This is a genomic window from Arsukibacterium sp., assembly GCF_041616895.1.
Taxonomy (GTDB): Bacteria; Pseudomonadota; Gammaproteobacteria; order Enterobacterales; family Alteromonadaceae; genus Alishewanella.
In genome coordinates this window covers 1-14,874 of sequence record NZ_JBFJPY010000026.1, presented here as the reverse complement: position 1 = coordinate 14,874, position 14,874 = coordinate 1, and the positions used below count along the sequence as shown (strand labels likewise).

General features: G+C 46.0%; 15 protein-coding genes and 1 tRNA gene. 8 read left to right on the top strand and 8 right to left on the bottom strand.

The genetic code is table 11. From position 1 onward, the window contains the following. Positions 1-163: 163 nt before the first annotated feature. The 3 genes from ABY802_RS06560 to seqA form a co-directional block, all read right to left on the bottom strand. Positions 164-2,644: a glycogen/starch/alpha-glucan phosphorylase gene (locus ABY802_RS06560; protein WP_372626229.1), complete on the bottom strand. Its 2,481-nt coding sequence runs from the start codon at positions 2,642-2,644 to the stop codon at positions 164-166. A gap of 176 nt (positions 2,645-2,820) precedes the next feature. Further along, a complete protein-coding gene (gene pgm, locus ABY802_RS06555) occupies positions 2,821-4,470 on the bottom strand; it encodes a phosphoglucomutase (alpha-D-glucose-1,6-bisphosphate-dependent) (RefSeq protein ID WP_372626227.1) in 1,650 nt (549 codons plus the stop codon). A 9-nt stretch (positions 4,471-4,479) separates the two neighbouring features. Next, complete coding sequence (gene seqA, locus ABY802_RS06550) at positions 4,480-5,016, bottom strand: replication initiation negative regulator SeqA (RefSeq protein ID WP_372626226.1); 537 nt, start codon at positions 5,014-5,016, stop codon at positions 4,480-4,482. A 107-nt stretch (positions 5,017-5,123) separates the two neighbouring features. Between seqA and ABY802_RS06545 the strand changes: the two genes are divergently transcribed. The 4 genes from ABY802_RS06545 to fldA are packed head-to-tail and all read left to right on the top strand — an operon-like array spanning position 5,124 to position 6,979. Next, a complete protein-coding gene (locus ABY802_RS06545; RefSeq protein WP_372626225.1) occupies positions 5,124-5,900 on the top strand; it encodes an alpha/beta fold hydrolase in 777 nt (258 codons plus the stop codon). A gap of 49 nt (positions 5,901-5,949) precedes the next feature. Continuing rightward, positions 5,950-6,147, top strand: coding sequence for a DUF2788 domain-containing protein (locus ABY802_RS06540; RefSeq protein ID WP_372626224.1), 198 nt, complete (start codon positions 5,950-5,952; stop codon positions 6,145-6,147). 14 nt (positions 6,148-6,161) lie between these two features. Further along, entirely contained in the window at positions 6,162-6,434 is a 273-nt protein-coding gene (gene ybfE, locus ABY802_RS06535; protein ID WP_372626223.1) for a LexA regulated protein, read from the top strand. 14 nt (positions 6,435-6,448) lie between these two features. After that, positions 6,449-6,979, top strand: coding sequence for a flavodoxin FldA (gene fldA / locus ABY802_RS06530; RefSeq protein ID WP_372626222.1), 531 nt, complete (start codon positions 6,449-6,451; stop codon positions 6,977-6,979). A 131-nt stretch (positions 6,980-7,110) separates the two neighbouring features. On the opposite strand, the gene ABY802_RS06525 is transcribed toward fldA, so the two are convergent. Further along, entirely contained in the window at positions 7,111-7,608 is a 498-nt protein-coding gene (locus ABY802_RS06525) for a DUF4442 domain-containing protein (protein WP_372626221.1), read from the bottom strand. 120 nt (positions 7,609-7,728) lie between these two features. On the opposite strand from ABY802_RS06525, the gene fur reads away from it, so the two are divergent. Next, positions 7,729-8,169, top strand: a complete 441-nt coding sequence (gene fur, locus ABY802_RS06520; protein ID WP_372626220.1) for a ferric iron uptake transcriptional regulator — start codon at positions 7,729-7,731, stop codon at positions 8,167-8,169. A 75-nt stretch (positions 8,170-8,244) separates the two neighbouring features. Here the strand turns inward: fur and ABY802_RS06515 are convergent, their stop codons facing one another. The 3 genes from ABY802_RS06515 to ABY802_RS06505 all read right to left on the bottom strand — a co-directional run bounded on the left by ABY802_RS06515 (position 8,245) and on the right by ABY802_RS06505 (position 10,533). After that, positions 8,245-8,742 (bottom strand): GNAT family N-acetyltransferase, encoded by a 498-nt coding sequence (locus ABY802_RS06515; RefSeq protein ID WP_372626219.1) that lies wholly within the window; start codon positions 8,740-8,742, stop codon positions 8,245-8,247. 115 nt (positions 8,743-8,857) lie between these two features. After that, entirely contained in the window at positions 8,858-9,784 is a 927-nt protein-coding gene (locus ABY802_RS06510; RefSeq protein WP_372626218.1) for an electron transfer flavoprotein subunit alpha/FixB family protein, read from the bottom strand. Next, positions 9,784-10,533 carry an electron transfer flavoprotein subunit beta/FixA family protein gene (locus tag ABY802_RS06505; RefSeq protein WP_372626217.1) on the bottom strand — a complete coding sequence of 250 codons (750 nt, stop codon included), beginning with the start codon at positions 10,531-10,533 and terminating at the stop codon, positions 9,784-9,786. Before ABY802_RS06505 ends, ABY802_RS06510 begins: the two co-directional genes overlap by 1 nt. 187 nt (positions 10,534-10,720) lie before the next feature. Here ABY802_RS06505 and ABY802_RS06500 point away from each other — a divergent pair, with 187 nt between their 5' ends. The 3 genes from ABY802_RS06500 (at position 10,721) to ABY802_RS06490 (ending at position 14,624) form a co-directional block, all read left to right on the top strand. Then, on the top strand, positions 10,721-12,355 hold the full coding sequence (locus ABY802_RS06500; protein ID WP_372626216.1) for an electron transfer flavoprotein-ubiquinone oxidoreductase: 1,635 nt from the start codon (positions 10,721-10,723) through the stop codon (positions 12,353-12,355). Positions 12,356-12,423: 68 nt separating this feature from the next. Further along, positions 12,424-13,185 carry a 23S rRNA pseudouridine(2604) synthase RluF gene (rluF, locus tag ABY802_RS06495; protein WP_372626215.1) on the top strand — a complete coding sequence of 254 codons (762 nt, stop codon included), beginning with the start codon at positions 12,424-12,426 and terminating at the stop codon, positions 13,183-13,185. Positions 13,186-13,187: 2 nt separating this feature from the next. Continuing rightward, complete coding sequence (locus ABY802_RS06490) at positions 13,188-14,624, top strand: DASS family sodium-coupled anion symporter (protein WP_372626214.1); 1,437 nt, start codon at positions 13,188-13,190, stop codon at positions 14,622-14,624. Positions 14,625-14,681: 57 nt separating this feature from the next. Here ABY802_RS06490 and ABY802_RS06485 read toward each other — a convergent pair. Next, a tRNA-Gly gene (locus tag ABY802_RS06485) sits at positions 14,682-14,757 on the bottom strand. Positions 14,758-14,874 lie beyond the last annotated feature (117 nt).

The following is a 14,874-nucleotide window of genomic DNA, read 5'->3' as shown; positions in this document are numbered from 1 at the left end:
TTTCTGAACACTAATAACACCTGCCCTGACCTCAGCTCATCGGATAAATCTTATTTAACTTTACCCATAGCCTGTGGCAATTGCCAAATTTTTATCAATAAAAAAACCCATCCTAAGATGGGTTTCTGGCAAAGGATAGCGTTACGCCTACCCTGATTTACTCTTAGTCTGCAATTTTACACCGCGTTAAGCGCCACACTTTGCTGACGTAATCTTCAATTGAGCGGTCAGAGGTAAATTTACCCACTAACGCTGTGTTTAAAATCGCTTTTTTCGCCCAGCCTGCTTTATCGCGATACCAGCTGTCTATTTGCTGCTGCGCGTTTGCGTATGATTCAAAATCAGCTAATACCAGATAAGGATCACCTCCCTCCAGTAAGCTGTGCTTTATCGCTGCTAATTCACCAGGCTTGCCGGGAGTAAAGTAATCGGTCTCCAGCCAGTCTAATATGGCCTTAATTTCCGGATTATTATGGTAGTACTCGTAACTATGATAACCCTTGGCATGCAGCGCTTTTACTTCATCGACGGTAAGTCCGAAAATCGCAATATTATCGCTACCAACTTCTTCAGCAATTTCAATATTAGCGCCATCCAGCGTGCCTACGGTTACGGCACCGTTCAAGGCCAGTTTCATGTTACCGGTACCCGACGCCTCTTTACCCGCTGTAGAAATTTGTTCTGACACGTCAGCTGCCGGGATCATTTTCTCGGCCAGAGTTACCCGGTAATTAGGCATAAATACTACTTTAAGCCGGTTTTTAACCCGTTTATCGTTATTTATTTTGTCAGCAATTTTATTGATTGCATAAATAATTTCTTTTGCCAGCTTATAGCCAGGTGCTGCTTTGGCGCCAAAAATAAAGACCCGGGGTACCATATCATAATCCGGGTTTTGCAAAATACGACGGTACAGCGCCAGAATATGCAGCAAATTAAGATGCTGGCGTTTATATTCGTGCAGACGCTTAATCTGAATATCAAAAATAGCCGCCGGATCAATATCAATGCGGGTCAGTCTTTTAACTTCCTTGGCAAAGTCAGCTTTGTTTTGCTGTTTAATTGCCATAAAGTTGTCCTGGATCTGCGGATCGTCTGCAAAATCTGCCAATTTACTCAACAGTTTAAGATTAACCGGCCAGCCAGTACCTACTTTTTCATCCAGTAATTTAGACAACCTGGGGTTACAGGCTTTTAACCAGCGCCGAGGAGTAACGCCATTCGTCACATTGGTAAATTTATCCGGCCACAATGCCACCATTTCCGGAAATAAATCAGACTGTACCAGTTTGGAATGGATCTCTGCCACGCCATTCACTTTGAATGAACCAACCACGGAAAGATGGCCCATCCGCACCATCGGTTCGTCACCTTCTTCTATTATAGAAAGCTTACGTTTTTTAGCGTTGTCACCAGGCCATAATACGTCGACCTGTTCGACCAGAAAACGACGGTTTATTTCATAAATAATTTCAATGTGCCGTGGTAACACTTTTTCAAATAATCGTACCGGCCATCTTTCTAACGCTTCGGGAAGTAAGGTGTGGTTGGTGTAGGCAAAAACCTGTTGACACAGCGCCCAGGCGTCATCCCAACTCATGTCAGCCCGGTCAATCAGAATTCGCATCAGCTCCGGGATAGCAACCGCCGGATGAGTATCGTTTAACTGAATAACAACCTGCTGCGGAAATTTGCTCCAGTCATCGCCATGCGCTCTTTTATAGCGACGAATAATATCTTTTAAGGAACATGAGCAAAAAAAGTATTGTTGAATCAACCGCAGTTCTTTACCCGCGTCAGTTTCATCATTCGGATAGAGCACTTTTGAAATCGTTTCAGCTTCAATATTTTCTCTGGCGGCATCAATATAACCACCCGAGTTAAACACATCCCAGTTAAAAAAGTCACTGGCCCGACTTTCCCACAAGCGCAATACGTTAACTGAACTGCCGTTGTAACCAACGACCGGAATGTCCCATGGCACACCTTTTATAATACGTCCCGGGTGCCAGACTTTTTTCATGGTCCCTTGCAGGTCATATACCGTCTCGACATAGCCATAAACAGAAACTTCCTGCACTGACTCTGGACGGCAGATCTCCCACGGATTGCCATACTCGCGCCAGCTATCAGGGCGCTCTATTTGCCGACCATCCTGAAAACTCTGTTTAAACAGACCGTGTTCATAATGAATACCATAACCAATGGCCGGATAATTAAGGGTTGCCAAAGAATCAATAAAGCAGGCAGCTAAACGGCCAAGACCGCCGTTGCCAAGTGCCATATCTTCTTCCTGATCTTCCAGATCAGCAATATTCATTCCAAGCTCGGACAATGCTTGCTTAGCTTGCTCATGCAAACCTAAGTTATGCAGATTATTGCTAAACAAACGGCCCATCAGATATTCAAGGCTAAAATAATGTAAGGCACGGGTATCTTGCTGATAATGCGTACGCTGAGTATTGCGTAAGCCGTCGTAAACCTGTTCGTTAACCGCGGCACAGGTAGCACGCCACCAGGCCTGACTGCTGGCTTTATTAACGTCAGTACCCAGACTTGAATGCAGGTGTTTAATTATATTCTGTTTAAGTTGTTCAGTTGTCGCGCCGCTGGCAGCGGCCTTTGGTGAGGTTGCTTTGTTCATTGCCAATCCTGAAATTTACTGAGCTTGTTAATTAAACCAATTTACTGAGCTGAGCCAGCCAATATTATCGTTACATGTAGCAATATTACGAAAAAGATACCTTAAATAAGCTCATTTAGCAAAATAAAGGCCGCTAATGTAATTTAATTACAATATAAAGCGGCCTGGTGTTGCGCTCAGAGGGAGCGAAAGACCTGTTCTACGAAGGCTTTCGCATCCTGTTCTAATAGCTGTAAGTGTTGTTGATCAGCAAAACTCTCCAGATAAATTTTATAGGCGTTTTCAGTACCAGAGGGACGAGCGGCAAACCAGCCATTTCGGGTAACCACTTTTACCCCACCAATATCTGCCTGATTACCAGGTGCTCTAGTTAATACCGCCAATATCGGATCACCTGCAAGTTCGGTCTGGCTAACACTGGCGATATCCAGTGATTTTAACGCGGCTTTTTGTGCCGCATTGGCGGGCGCATCTAATCGGCGATAGAGCGGAGATCCCAACTCTTTGGTCAGTGCCTGATATTGTTGATATGGGTCAACTCCGGTTTTAGCCAGCATTTCTGCTGCTAGTAAACCGAGAATAATACCGTCTTTATCCGTAGACCATGCTTTACCATTTAACCGTAAAAAACTGGCGCCGGCACTCTCTTCACCACCAAATGCCAGAGTACCGTTATACAAACCATCAACAAACCACTTAAAACCTACCGGTACTTCACATAAGTTTCGGCCCCTTGCCGCGACGACCCTGTCAATCAAGGCGCTGGACACCAGGGTTTTACCAATGGCGAGGCTGGCAGGCCAGTCTGGCCGGTTCGACAGCAAATAATTTATAGCAACCGCCAGATAATGATTCGGATTCATTAAACCGCCACTGCGGGTAACGATACCATGGCGATCAAAATCAGGGTCGTTGCCAATAGCAATATCAAATTGGTCTTTTAACTGGATTAAATTGGCCATAGCGCAGGCCGAAGAGCAGTCCATCCGGATTTGACCGTCTTTATCTAATGGCATAAAAGCGAACGACGGGTCCACTTTGTCATTGACGACCGTAATATCCAAACCATACTTTTCAGCAATTCGCGGCCAATAACCAATACCAGAACCACCCAGCGGATCAACACCAATTCTGATCCCGGCTTTTGCAATTGCGGCCATGTCGATAACATTTGCCAGATCGTCTACATAATGCTGAATGTAATCGATGTGCTGACAATAACCTGATTGAATTGCCAGGCTGTAGGGCATCATTTTCACCCCATCAAGATCTTTGGCTAGTAACTGGTTGGCCCGTTGCTCTATCCAGTTGGTTACCTCAGTATCGGCCGGCCCGCCGTGCGGTGAATTATACTTAATTCCCCCATCTTCAGGCGGGTTGTGCGAAGGTGTGATGACAATACCGTCTGCCAGTTTGTCATTTGCCCCATCGTTTTGGGTAAGAATAGCGTGTGATATCACTGGTGTAGGGGTATAGCCTAAACCTTTTTGAATACATACCTGAATTTTGTTGGCTATCAGTACTTCCAGTGCTGAGGCAAATGCTGCCTCTGACAAGCCGTGGGTGTCTTTACCTAAAAATAACGGGCCGTTTATTCCTTGTGCTTTGCGATAATCAGCAATAGCCTGACAAATTGCCAACACGTGCGGTTCATTAAATGAGCAATTAAGGGCACTACCCCGGTGACCAGAAGTACCAAAGCTGACTTTGTGCTCCGGGTGCTGGTGAACATCAGGTTCCAACACATAGTAGGCGGTCATTAACCGACTGATATTTGGAATTCGATCGTTTGGTACCTGTTGTCCAGCCAGGGGATGTAAAGACATATTGATTCCTTATAATAAATCGCGGATCCGCTCAGCGTCCTGTTCACTATAACCTAATTTTACCGCCGTTTCGGTTAACATCATTTTTTTTCTGGTGGTATTAGAATTGGTAATAACCCAGAAACTGGTGTTGGGGATCTGTTTGGGATTAGTACTGCTTCCGGCCTCAGACAGCGCCTCTGCCGTGGTGGCGAAATACAGGCGGTTCCGGCCTTTAATCTCCAGCACTTTGCTGAATTGCTTCTTGTGTACTCTAGCAAGTACTGACAGTAAATATAAAAAACGCCCCACTACACTTGATTCTGCCTGTAAATCCTGGCGGCTAACCAAATCGAAAACAGTACCGGTGTTACTGGTCTCAAGCATAACCGTCGGTTTTACTGGCTCCGGGTTGACAGTCTCAGGTTGAACGGCTGCAGTAGTCTGGCTTGCCGCCTGCTCACCGAGCAGTAAACGACGTAAAATATCAGAGGCACTTTCGCCAATCTTGCGGGTCTGTGCGGCAATGTAGTGATACAAATCGTCTTCTATTTCAATGGTTTTCATATTTTTTTCCATCAACTGTATGTTGGCCCATTATATAAAGGCTTTGCGACTGACGCCAGCAGCTTAATTTGTTAAAATACCCGCTTAATCTTTTCAGTGAGTTAGCAATGATTCTACATTCCAACAGTATCGGCTCTGGGCAACCTTTAATTATATTACACGGATTGTTCGGCAGTTATGACAACTTAGCCGGTATTGCCAGATCCTTAAGTGACCAATGGCACGTTATCAGTATCGATTTACCCAATCATGGTCAGTCACCACACAGTGATGTCATGAATTACACCAGCATGGTATCTGATTTGGCTGAAACGCTTGATAACCTGAATATTGAGCAATGTGCGATATTGGGTCACTCCCTTGGCGGTAAATTAGCGATGGCGTTTGCATTGGCCCACCCGGGTCGGATAACGGCGCTTATTATTGCTGATATTGCTCCGGTTAGCTATGCCAGAAGCCATCAGGCAGTTTTTGATGGTTTAAAAGCGGTTAACACCAGCAAGCTAAGCAATCGCAGTGAGGCTGACAAGCAGCTCTCTGAACATATAACAGAGCCTGGTGTTCGTCAGTTTTTATTAAAAAGTCTGCACAAAACCGAACAGGGCTTTGCCTGGCGCTTTAATTTAGTGGCATTAACACAATGCTACGACCACTTACTTAGCTTTCCCGAACATAGCAATGCATACACCGGCCCTGTTCTTTTTATTAAAGGCGCACAGTCTGACTATATATTGCCAGAGCACCGGCCGCAGATTATGCAATTATTCCCCGAGGCGCAGGCGAAAATAATTAATGGCGCGGGCCATTGGCTGCATGGAGAAAAACCAGTTGTGTTTGCCAAGTTGGTCAAAGACTTTTTATTGAGCCAGCACACTAAAATTTAGCAAGTTTTGTGCTATAGTGCGGCCAATTTTTCAGGTATGGCCAGAGCAGATGACCATTGCACAATTTGAAACCATGGGATTATGGCTGGGCCTGACGGTACTCTACATTTTTATCGTACTGGCAATCAACGATGTACTGAAAAAGAGTCAGGCGCCACGGTTTGGTCGTTTTTTTGTCTGGTTGGTGTTGTTTCTATCACCACTGGTGTTTGTAATTAAAACGGTGGTCCAGTATTTTCTGGAATAACAAGGTTGAGATTGATGGCTAAAATCGCCACTGATCGCACCACTATTGATTTGTTTGCGGCTGATAAGCGGCCGGGGCGGCCTAAAACTAACCCGTTGCCAAGGCAAGAGCAGCTAAAGCTGAATAAACGCAATCAAATTAAACGCGATCGTAATAAGGGCTTAAAGCGTATTGAATGTAAAGTGTCTGCTCAGCTGTATGATGCGCTGAGCCAGGCTGCCGAACAGGCGAATACCACACGCAGTAACTTAATTGAACAACTTTTAGAGCAAGCTTTATCCAGGTAAGAAGGCAATTAACCATGGCAACTGTAGGAATTTTTTTCGGTAGCGATACCGGCAACACTGAGCATATCGCCAAAATGATCCAAAAAGAGCTGGGCAAAAACCTGGTTGAGATCCGTGATATCGCTAAAAGCAGCAAAGAAGACATTGCCGGCTTCGACTTACTGTTACTGGGTATTCCAACCTGGTATTACGGTGAGGCCCAGTGTGACTGGGATGATTTTTTCCCTGAGCTGGACGGTATAGACTTTAATAATAAACTGGTGGCAATTTTTGGCTGTGGCGATCAGGAAGATTACGCTGAATATTTCCTGGATGCGATGGGCACCTTACGCGATATTATTGAGCCTAAGGGCGCAATTATTGTTGGCAACTGGCCGACTGCAGGCTATAACTTTGTGGCTTCAAAAGCGTTGGCCGATGCCAGCCACTTTGTTGGCTTGGGTGTAGATGAAGACCGTCAGCCAGAGTTAACTGAGCAACGGGTAAAACAGTGGTGCAAACAGGTTTACGAAGAAATGAGCCTGCAGGAGTTTGCTAACCTGTAAGCCGGCTGAAAACATTGAAAAAAAGAGGCATTATGCCTCTTTTTTTAATCAACTTATCAGGTTTAACTGACAAATTGGCTCGCTAATCACCCAATACTGATATTCTGCCAGCGTGCTCAGTAGTACTCTGTTCAGCGGTATTTTGGTTTCTTTCGAATATAAACGGTTCGGTTCACTTCACAGACGATATTGTCGTTCTGATCCTTAATGTGCACCAAAAACTGCGGAAAATACTTCTCGCCATCAGCCGTGTGCTTAATAATGTCGGCAACGGTGTCATCGGTCAGAATAAACTCTGCTACTAATCTGCCTATCCCGGGTTTAAGGTAATCAATATCAGCTTGCTTATCCCAGACGATATATTCTTTACCCAGCGCGCCCATTAACAGCAATGGAAATATTGGATCAGTCATGGCAAACATTGAACCACCAAACTGGCTACTATTAATGTTGCGGGTCCAGGGACGGTTTTTCAGCTCTACTCTGGCATAACGATAATCATCAGCCAATACCGCTACTCTGATACCACTGAAAAAAAATGGCGGCCAGAAATTCATTAATTTTCGCATAATCTGTGGTTTAAACGCCCAGCGCATCACTTCACCTGGTATGACCTGTTTGCCACCCATTTTACAAGGCTGCAAGGAAAGCACAACAGAATTGACGTAAAATCAGCAGCAATCGGCCATTTCAATATGGCGCTAATGTCTTTATAATCGATGCAAATCCACCAGCAAGACAGAGTTTTTATGTCAGATCATAATACTGAGCTACGCAAAGCCGGCCTTAAAGTTACTTTGCCACGGGTGAAAATCCTTGAGATTTTACAAGACCCCAATCATCAGCACATCAGTGCTGAAGACGTCTATAAGATCCTGTTGGAACTTGGTGAAGATATCGGTCTGGCAACGGTGTATCGGGTACTGAACCAATTTGATGATGCTGGAATTTTAACACGTCATCATTTTGAGGGCGGTAAATCAGTTTTTGAGTTGACCGGCAACAGCCATCATGATCATCTGGTGTGTTTAAAGTGTGGCAAGGTTATCGAGTTTGAAGACGAAATTATCGAAGCCAAGCAGCTGGAGATAGCAGAGCAAAACGGTATTAAACTTACCCACCATAGTTTGTACTTGTATGGTGAGTGCACCGATACCGCACAGTGCCAGAAAAATGCGAATTCTCATTGATTAACAATACCATCGCAAGCCGTTTTGAAAACAAAGGCACTTAAAAGTGCCTTTGTTTTTATTATATCTGCTTATTCAGCTATTACCGGTATTAATCCGGGCCATGCATAACGCCGTAACATATTTACCATATTGAAACGCAAAATCTGCCAACTCCGCCTCAACTTCAAAGCCAAAACGCTCGTAAAGCGCAATAGCAACGTCATTGCTGCTATAAACAGTTAGCTCCATCCGTCTGATATTCAGCCAATTATCGGCCATCTCAAGCGCTGCACGAAGCAGAGCCGATCCGATACCCTGCCCCTGATATTCCTGTAACACCCCCATTCCTAACTCAGCAACATGACGTCGTCTGGGGTTTTGGCAAACCTGTAAACCAAGTTGCCCTACCACTTGACCTTCAACCTCTGCAACTAAATTATAAAAACCAACACCGGCGTTATACAACTTCTGCCAACTGGCAACGGGCTGATAAGGCAGCTGTAAGGTATTAGAATAAACAGCGGGCTGGTCATATATTGTCTTAATTGATTCAATATCAATGGGCTCAGCATGGCGGATTACTACAGACATTTTATGGCATCCTTGGCAAATGATGGATTATCTTAAGTCGGAAATAACGTTAGCAACAAGCACTAAAACGCGAAAAGCCAGCAAATGCTGGCTTTGATATAGCATTTTATAACGATCAGAGCTGCTGTTCGAGCTCGGGTAACACCGTAAATAAATCGGCAACGAGACCGTAGTCAGCTACCTGGAAAATTGGCGCTTCAGCGTCTTTATTAATCGCTACGATCACTTTAGAGTCTTTCATACCTGCTAAATGCTGGATAGCACCCGATATACCTACCGCGATATACAGATCAGGTGCCACAATTTTACCGGTCTGACCCACCTGCATATCGTTTGGTACGAAGCCTGCATCCACTGCCGCCCGCGAGGCACCAATTGCCGCATTCAGCTTATCGGCTATGCCATTTAGCATGGTGAAGTTCTCACCATTTTGCATACCGCGACCACCTGAAATAATAACCTTGGCAGCCGTAAGCTCTGGCCGGGCTGATTTTGTCAGCTCCTCACCAATAAACTTAGATACCTGTAAATCTTTCACCACATTCAACTTTTCAATTGGTGCATTATTACCCTCAGCAGCTGCGCCAAATGCAGAGCAGCGCACCGTCAATACCTTGATACTATCAGCAGATTGGACTGTCGCTATTGCATTGCCAGCATATACCGGCCGCACGAAGGTATCCGCACTCTCAATCGCAATAACATCGGAGAGTTGTGCTACATCTAGCAGCGCGGCAACTCGTGGCAGCATATTTTTACCGGTGGTGGTTGCTGCCGCTAGGATATGGCTATAATCTTTGCCAATTTCTGCCACTAACGCCGCCACGTTTTCGGCCAATTGATGGCCATATGTACTGGCATTGGCAACCAGTACTTTACTGACCCCTGCAATCTCTGCGGCTGCGCTGGCGGCACTGTCGCAATTATCACCCGCCACTAACAGGTGAATATCTCCGCCAATAGCGGTAGCGGCCTGCACAACTTTATGTGTGTCGGCTTTAAGGGCATCATTGCTATGCTCTGCAATTACTAAAATCGTCATCAGATCACCTTCGCTTCGTGCTTTAATTTTTCAACCAGTTCTGCAACCGACTCAACAATTACCCCACCTTGCCGGGTCGGCGGCGCGGTAACTTTCAACGTGCTGACGTTTGAACTCAGGTTAACGCCAAGACTGTCAGCGGCTTTAACATCTAACGGCTTTTTCTTGGCCTTCATAATATTAGGAAGTGACGCATAGCGTGGCTCGTTCAGACGCAAATCGGTCGATACCACGGCTGGCAAGTTCAACTCTACCGTTTGCAAACCACCGTCAATTTCCCGGGTTACCTGCACTTTGTCACCGTTTACCGCAACTTTTGAGGCGAAGGTGCCCTGGCCCATTCCGGTTAGTGCTGCCAGCATCTGAGCGGTTTGGTTGTTGTCAGAATCTATTGCCTGTTTGCCCAGAATAACCAATTGTGGCTGCTCTTCTTCAACCAGCTTTGCCAGTAATTTGGCAACCTGTAATGAATCCAGATTCAACTCGGTTTCCAGGTGGATAGCGCGGTCGGCGCCCAGTGCCAGTGAGGTGCGCAGTTGCTCCTGCACCGCCTTTGCGCCAATAGACACAACCACGACTTCAGTCGCCACACCAGCCTCTTTCAACCTTACTGCTTCTTCTACTGCAATTTCACAAAATGGATTAAGCGCCATTTTCACGTTGGCCAGCTCAACGCCGGTTTGGTCTGCTTTAACACGAACTTTGACGTTGTAATCGATAACCCGTTTCACCGGAACTAATATTTTCATATAATCCTCTTAAATCGCGTTCTACGCAGCAGGTTTACGTTAAGGTAAACGTAACAATGTATATTGCTGCACAATCTACTTACTGTTGACGTTAACGTCAACCTGCAATACCCTTATCAACACAATAAACGCAGTGAATACTGTAAATATAAGCATCCAAGGGGTAACCATCGTGGAAAGAGAAGCAATGGAATACGATGTTGTAATCGTTGGCGCAGGGCCAGCGGGCTTGTCGGCCGCGATCCGGTTGATGCAACAGGCGAAAAACGCCGACAAAGAGATCACGGTATGCGTGGTGGAAAAAGGCTCTGAAGTAGGTGCTCATATTCTCTCTGGTGCGGTATTTGAACCCAGAGCTTTAAATGAACTGTTGCCTGACTGGCAAGAAATGGGAGCACCACTGACCACGCCGGTTACCCACGACGATATTTACCTGTTTAGTGACGAGCAATCCAGCCGCAAATTACCGGGCTTTGCCGTACCCAAGACAATGCACAATAGTGGTAACTATATTGTATCAGTGGCTAACATGTGCCGCTGGCTGGCAGAGCAGGCGGAAACACTTGGTGTAGAAATTTTTCCAGGCTTCGCCGCCAGCGAGTTGCTAATAGAACAGGACGTCGTCAAAGGCATTCTGATTGGTGATATGGGCCTCGACCGTGAGGGTAAACCTAAAGACAGTTTCACGCCAGGCATGGAGCTTCGGGCAAAATACACGCTATTTGCTGAAGGCTGCCGAGGCCATTTAGGTAAACAGCTGATCCAGCACTATCAGCTTGATAAAGACGTATCCCCACAACATTACGCTATTGGCTTCAAAGAAATCTGGGATGTCCCAGCTAATAATCATCATCAGGGGCTGGTTGTGCACTCAGCGGGCTGGCCGCTGGCTAACGAAGCATCGGGTGGTGGTTATTTGTATCACAGCGAAAACCAGCAAATCGTCGTCGGCTTAATTATTGACCTCAATTACAGCAATCCTCATTTGGATCCTTTTGCGGAATTTCAACGTTATAAACACCACCCGGTTATCAAGCAGTATCTGGAAGGTGGTAAGCGCGTCAGTTACGGCGCGCGAGCGATTGCTAAAGGCGGGCTGAACAGCTTACCCAAAATGAGCTTTAATGGTGGCTTATTGCTAGGTTGCGACGCCGGCACCCTAAACTTTGCCAAAATCAAAGGTAACCACACGGCGATGAAGTCTGGCATGCTGGCTGCTGAGACCGTATTTGCTGCACTGAAGACTGACGATGGCGGCGGCAGAGATTTAACTGATTATGGCCAGAACGTAAAGCAAAGCTGGCTGTATGAGGAACTGTATAGCTCACGTAATTTTGGCCCGGCAATGCATAAGTTTGGTACTTTCTGGGGTGGTGTTTTTAATACGATTGAACAGAACTGGTTTGGCGGCAAACTGCCCTTTACCCTAAAAGATAATAATTATGATTATGCCCAGTTAACACTGGCTAGTGAAGCAACAAAAATTGCTTATCCTAAGCCAGATAATACCCTGAGCTTTGACCGGCTAACCTCAGTTTACCTGTCTAACACCAACCATGAAGAAGAACAGCCTTGCCATCTTACCCTGGCAAACGCCGATATACCTATTGAAGTAAACCTGCCAAAATATAATGAACCCGCGCAGCGCTACTGTCCGGCTGGCGTTTATGAAGTTATCAGTGAAGAGGGGCAGCAGCCGCGTTTTCAGATTAACGCCCAGAACTGTATCCACTGTAAAACGTGTGATATTAAAGATCCAAGCCAGAATATTACTTGGGTTACCCCGGAAGGCGGTGGCGGTCCTAACTACCCTAATATGTAGGCTAAGGCTTGCTGCAAAACTTTACAGCCCCTACACTAGGGGCTGTTTTATTTAAACTTAAGAATGCCATGACAGACCCCACCCAATATCGTTTAAACAAATACATTAGTGACACCGGTTTCTGTTCGCGTCGTCAGGCCGATAAATATATCGAGCAGGGTGTTGTAACCGTAAACGGCGAAGTTGCGCCGGTCGGGTTAAAGGTAGTTGATGGTGATGATGTAAAAATTGCCGGAAAAGCCCTGCAGCAAAAACCTGATCGGATCTATCTGGCCTATCACAAACCGGTAGGCATAATCTGCACCACAGAGCGTCATATCAAGGGCAACATTATTGATGCAATTGGCTATCCACAACGGATATTTCCGATTGGCAGGCTGGATAAACCTTCCGAAGGCCTGATCTTTTTAACCAACGATGGGGACATCGTCAACAAGGTATTGCGCGCCGGCAATGCCCATGAAAAAGAATATTCGGTAACGGTGAATAAGCCCATTACTGCTAATTTCATTAGCAAGATGGCCAACGGCGTCCCTATTCTTGATACCGTCACTCTGCCCTGCACCGTCACCCAGGTGTCAAAAAACACCTTTAAAATTATTCTCACTCAAGGGCTTAACCGGCAAATACGCAGGATGGCTGAGTATTTAGGATATGAAGTAATAAAATTAAAACGAACCCGGATTATGCATGTACGCCTGGCTGAATTGCGCCCCGGCCAGTGGCGATTATTAGATAAGTTCGAATTATCGCAAATGGAGCAATTGCTGCAACACTCCAATAAAACTGCCAATGACTGCAATGCTATTGAACAGGATGATGAGGAATAATTGTGGTCAGCAAAAGGCTTGAACTTGGTTATCTGCTCCCCTTGCTTGCTGCTCCGCTGGTATTTTTCTTGGTGTTGCTCACTGAGCCAGCATTTCGCGGGATGTCTGAACCAGCCTGGCTGCTGACTGGTTTAACAGCGTGGATGGCCATATGGTGGATTAGCGAGAGTGTGCCAATTCCGGCAACGTCATTGTTACCCATTATTGTCGTGCCACTACTTAACCTCGACTCAGTCGCTAACGTTACGGCTCCCTACGCTGACCCGCTGATTTTCCTGTTCCTGGGTGGCTTTATGTTATCTATTGCCATGGAGCGCTGGAATTTACATAAACGGGTCGCCCTGTTAACCATGTTGATGGTAGGCAGTAAACCCAGCCAGCAAATTGCGGGTATGATGCTGGTCACTGCTTTTCTGTCAATGTGGATGTCCAATACCGCTACCGCAGTTATGATGTTACCCATTGCCCTGTCCATTATTGGCATGCAAACCAATATCAGCGATAAATTTGCCAAAGCTATGCTGTTATCTGTGGCCTATGCTGCCAGCATTGGCGGTGTTGCCACCTTAATTGGCACACCACCCAACGCGCTGCTGGCCGGTTATTTGCGTAATCAGTATCAACTGGAGGTTGGCTTTGCACAGTGGATGATACTGGGTGTACCTGTTGCTGTGGTATTGCTTCTTGCTGCCTGGTACTGGCTTACTCAAATTCACTTTCGTTTTGGTCGCGACGAAGTGCAAATAAGCCGTCAGATATACCTTGAGAAACTGGTGGCGCTTGGCAAAATGCAACGCGCAGAGAAAATTGTGCTGGCAGTTTTTTTATTGGCAGCCAGCCTCTGGATCTTTAAAAAGTGGTTTATCAGCATTACCGGCTTACCATTAAACGATACGTTAACCGCGATTCTATGTGCCAGTTTGTTATTTATCATACCGGTCAGTTTTAAGACCGGCCAGAGAGTATTAACGTGGGAAGATTGTAACAAACTCCCCTGGGGTATTCTGATATTGTTCGGTGGTGGCTTAACCCTGGCCTCTCAAATACAGCAATCGGGCCTGGCAGATTTTATTGCCAGTCAGGTCGGCGGTCTTGGTGCCATCAACCTTCTGCTGCTGATTATTCTGGTGACAACCATTATTATTTTCCTGACTGAAGTCACCAGCAATACGGCGACAGCGGCCGCTTTTCTGCCGCTGCTGGGCCCCGTGGCAATCTCGCTGAATACCAGTGCCTCACTGCTGGTGATCCCCGCCGCTCTCGCTGCCAGTTGCGCTTTTATGATGCCCGTAGCCACACCGCCAAATGCTATTGTATTTGGCTCAGGTAAATTAAAAATTGCCGATATGGTAAAAGCAGGATTAGTGTTAAACCTGTTGGCGATAGCGGTGATAACGGCGGCAGTCTGGTTTATCAGTCCGTATTTGTTCGATTTTTAATACACAAATTTACGTTTTAAACGCAAAAAAGCAGCCATCAGGCTGCTTTTTTAAATTTGGAGCGAGTAACGAGGTTCGAACTCGTGACCTCGACCTTGGCAAGGTCGCGCTCTACCAGCTGAGCTATACTCGCGAAAATCTGGTTTTACTGTGGTTAACTATCCGCAGTAAATGGTGCCCGGGGCCGGACTTGAACCGGCACGCCCTTTCGAGCGAGGGATTTTAAATCCCTTGTGTCTACCGATTTCAC

Excerpts from the sequence above, each read along its gene's own strand:
- ABY802_RS06505 (WP_372626217.1), bottom strand. The coding sequence starts at position 10,533 with ATGAAAATATTAGTTCCGGTGAAACGGGTTATCGATTACAACGTCAAA.
- ABY802_RS06560 (WP_372626229.1), bottom strand. The coding sequence starts at position 2,644 with ATGAACAAAGCAACCTCACCAAAGGCCGCTGCCAGCGGCGCGACAACT.
- fur (WP_372626220.1), top strand. The coding sequence starts at position 7,729 with ATGTCAGATCATAATACTGAGCTACGCAAAGCCGGCCTTAAAGTTACT.
- fldA (WP_372626222.1), top strand. The coding sequence starts at position 6,449 with ATGGCAACTGTAGGAATTTTTTTCGGTAGCGATACCGGCAACACTGAG.
- ABY802_RS06510 (WP_372626218.1), bottom strand. The coding sequence starts at position 9,784 with ATGACGATTTTAGTAATTGCAGAGCATAGCAATGATGCCCTTAAAGCC.
- ABY802_RS06525 (WP_372626221.1), bottom strand. The coding sequence starts at position 7,608 with ATGGGTGGCAAACAGGTCATACCAGGTGAAGTGATGCGCTGGGCGTTT.
- ABY802_RS06500 (WP_372626216.1), top strand. The coding sequence starts at position 10,721 with ATGGAATACGATGTTGTAATCGTTGGCGCAGGGCCAGCGGGCTTGTCG.
- ABY802_RS06545 (WP_372626225.1), top strand. The coding sequence starts at position 5,124 with ATGATTCTACATTCCAACAGTATCGGCTCTGGGCAACCTTTAATTATA.
- ABY802_RS06540 (WP_372626224.1), top strand. The coding sequence starts at position 5,950 with ATGACCATTGCACAATTTGAAACCATGGGATTATGGCTGGGCCTGACG.
- ABY802_RS06515 (WP_372626219.1), bottom strand. The coding sequence starts at position 8,742 with ATGTCTGTAGTAATCCGCCATGCTGAGCCCATTGATATTGAATCAATT.
- pgm (WP_372626227.1), bottom strand. The coding sequence starts at position 4,470 with ATGTCTTTACATCCCCTGGCTGGACAACAGGTACCAAACGATCGAATT.
- ybfE (WP_372626223.1), top strand. The coding sequence starts at position 6,162 with ATGGCTAAAATCGCCACTGATCGCACCACTATTGATTTGTTTGCGGCT.
- rluF (WP_372626215.1), top strand. The coding sequence starts at position 12,424 with ATGACAGACCCCACCCAATATCGTTTAAACAAATACATTAGTGACACC.
- seqA (WP_372626226.1), bottom strand. The coding sequence starts at position 5,016 with ATGAAAACCATTGAAATAGAAGACGATTTGTATCACTACATTGCCGCA.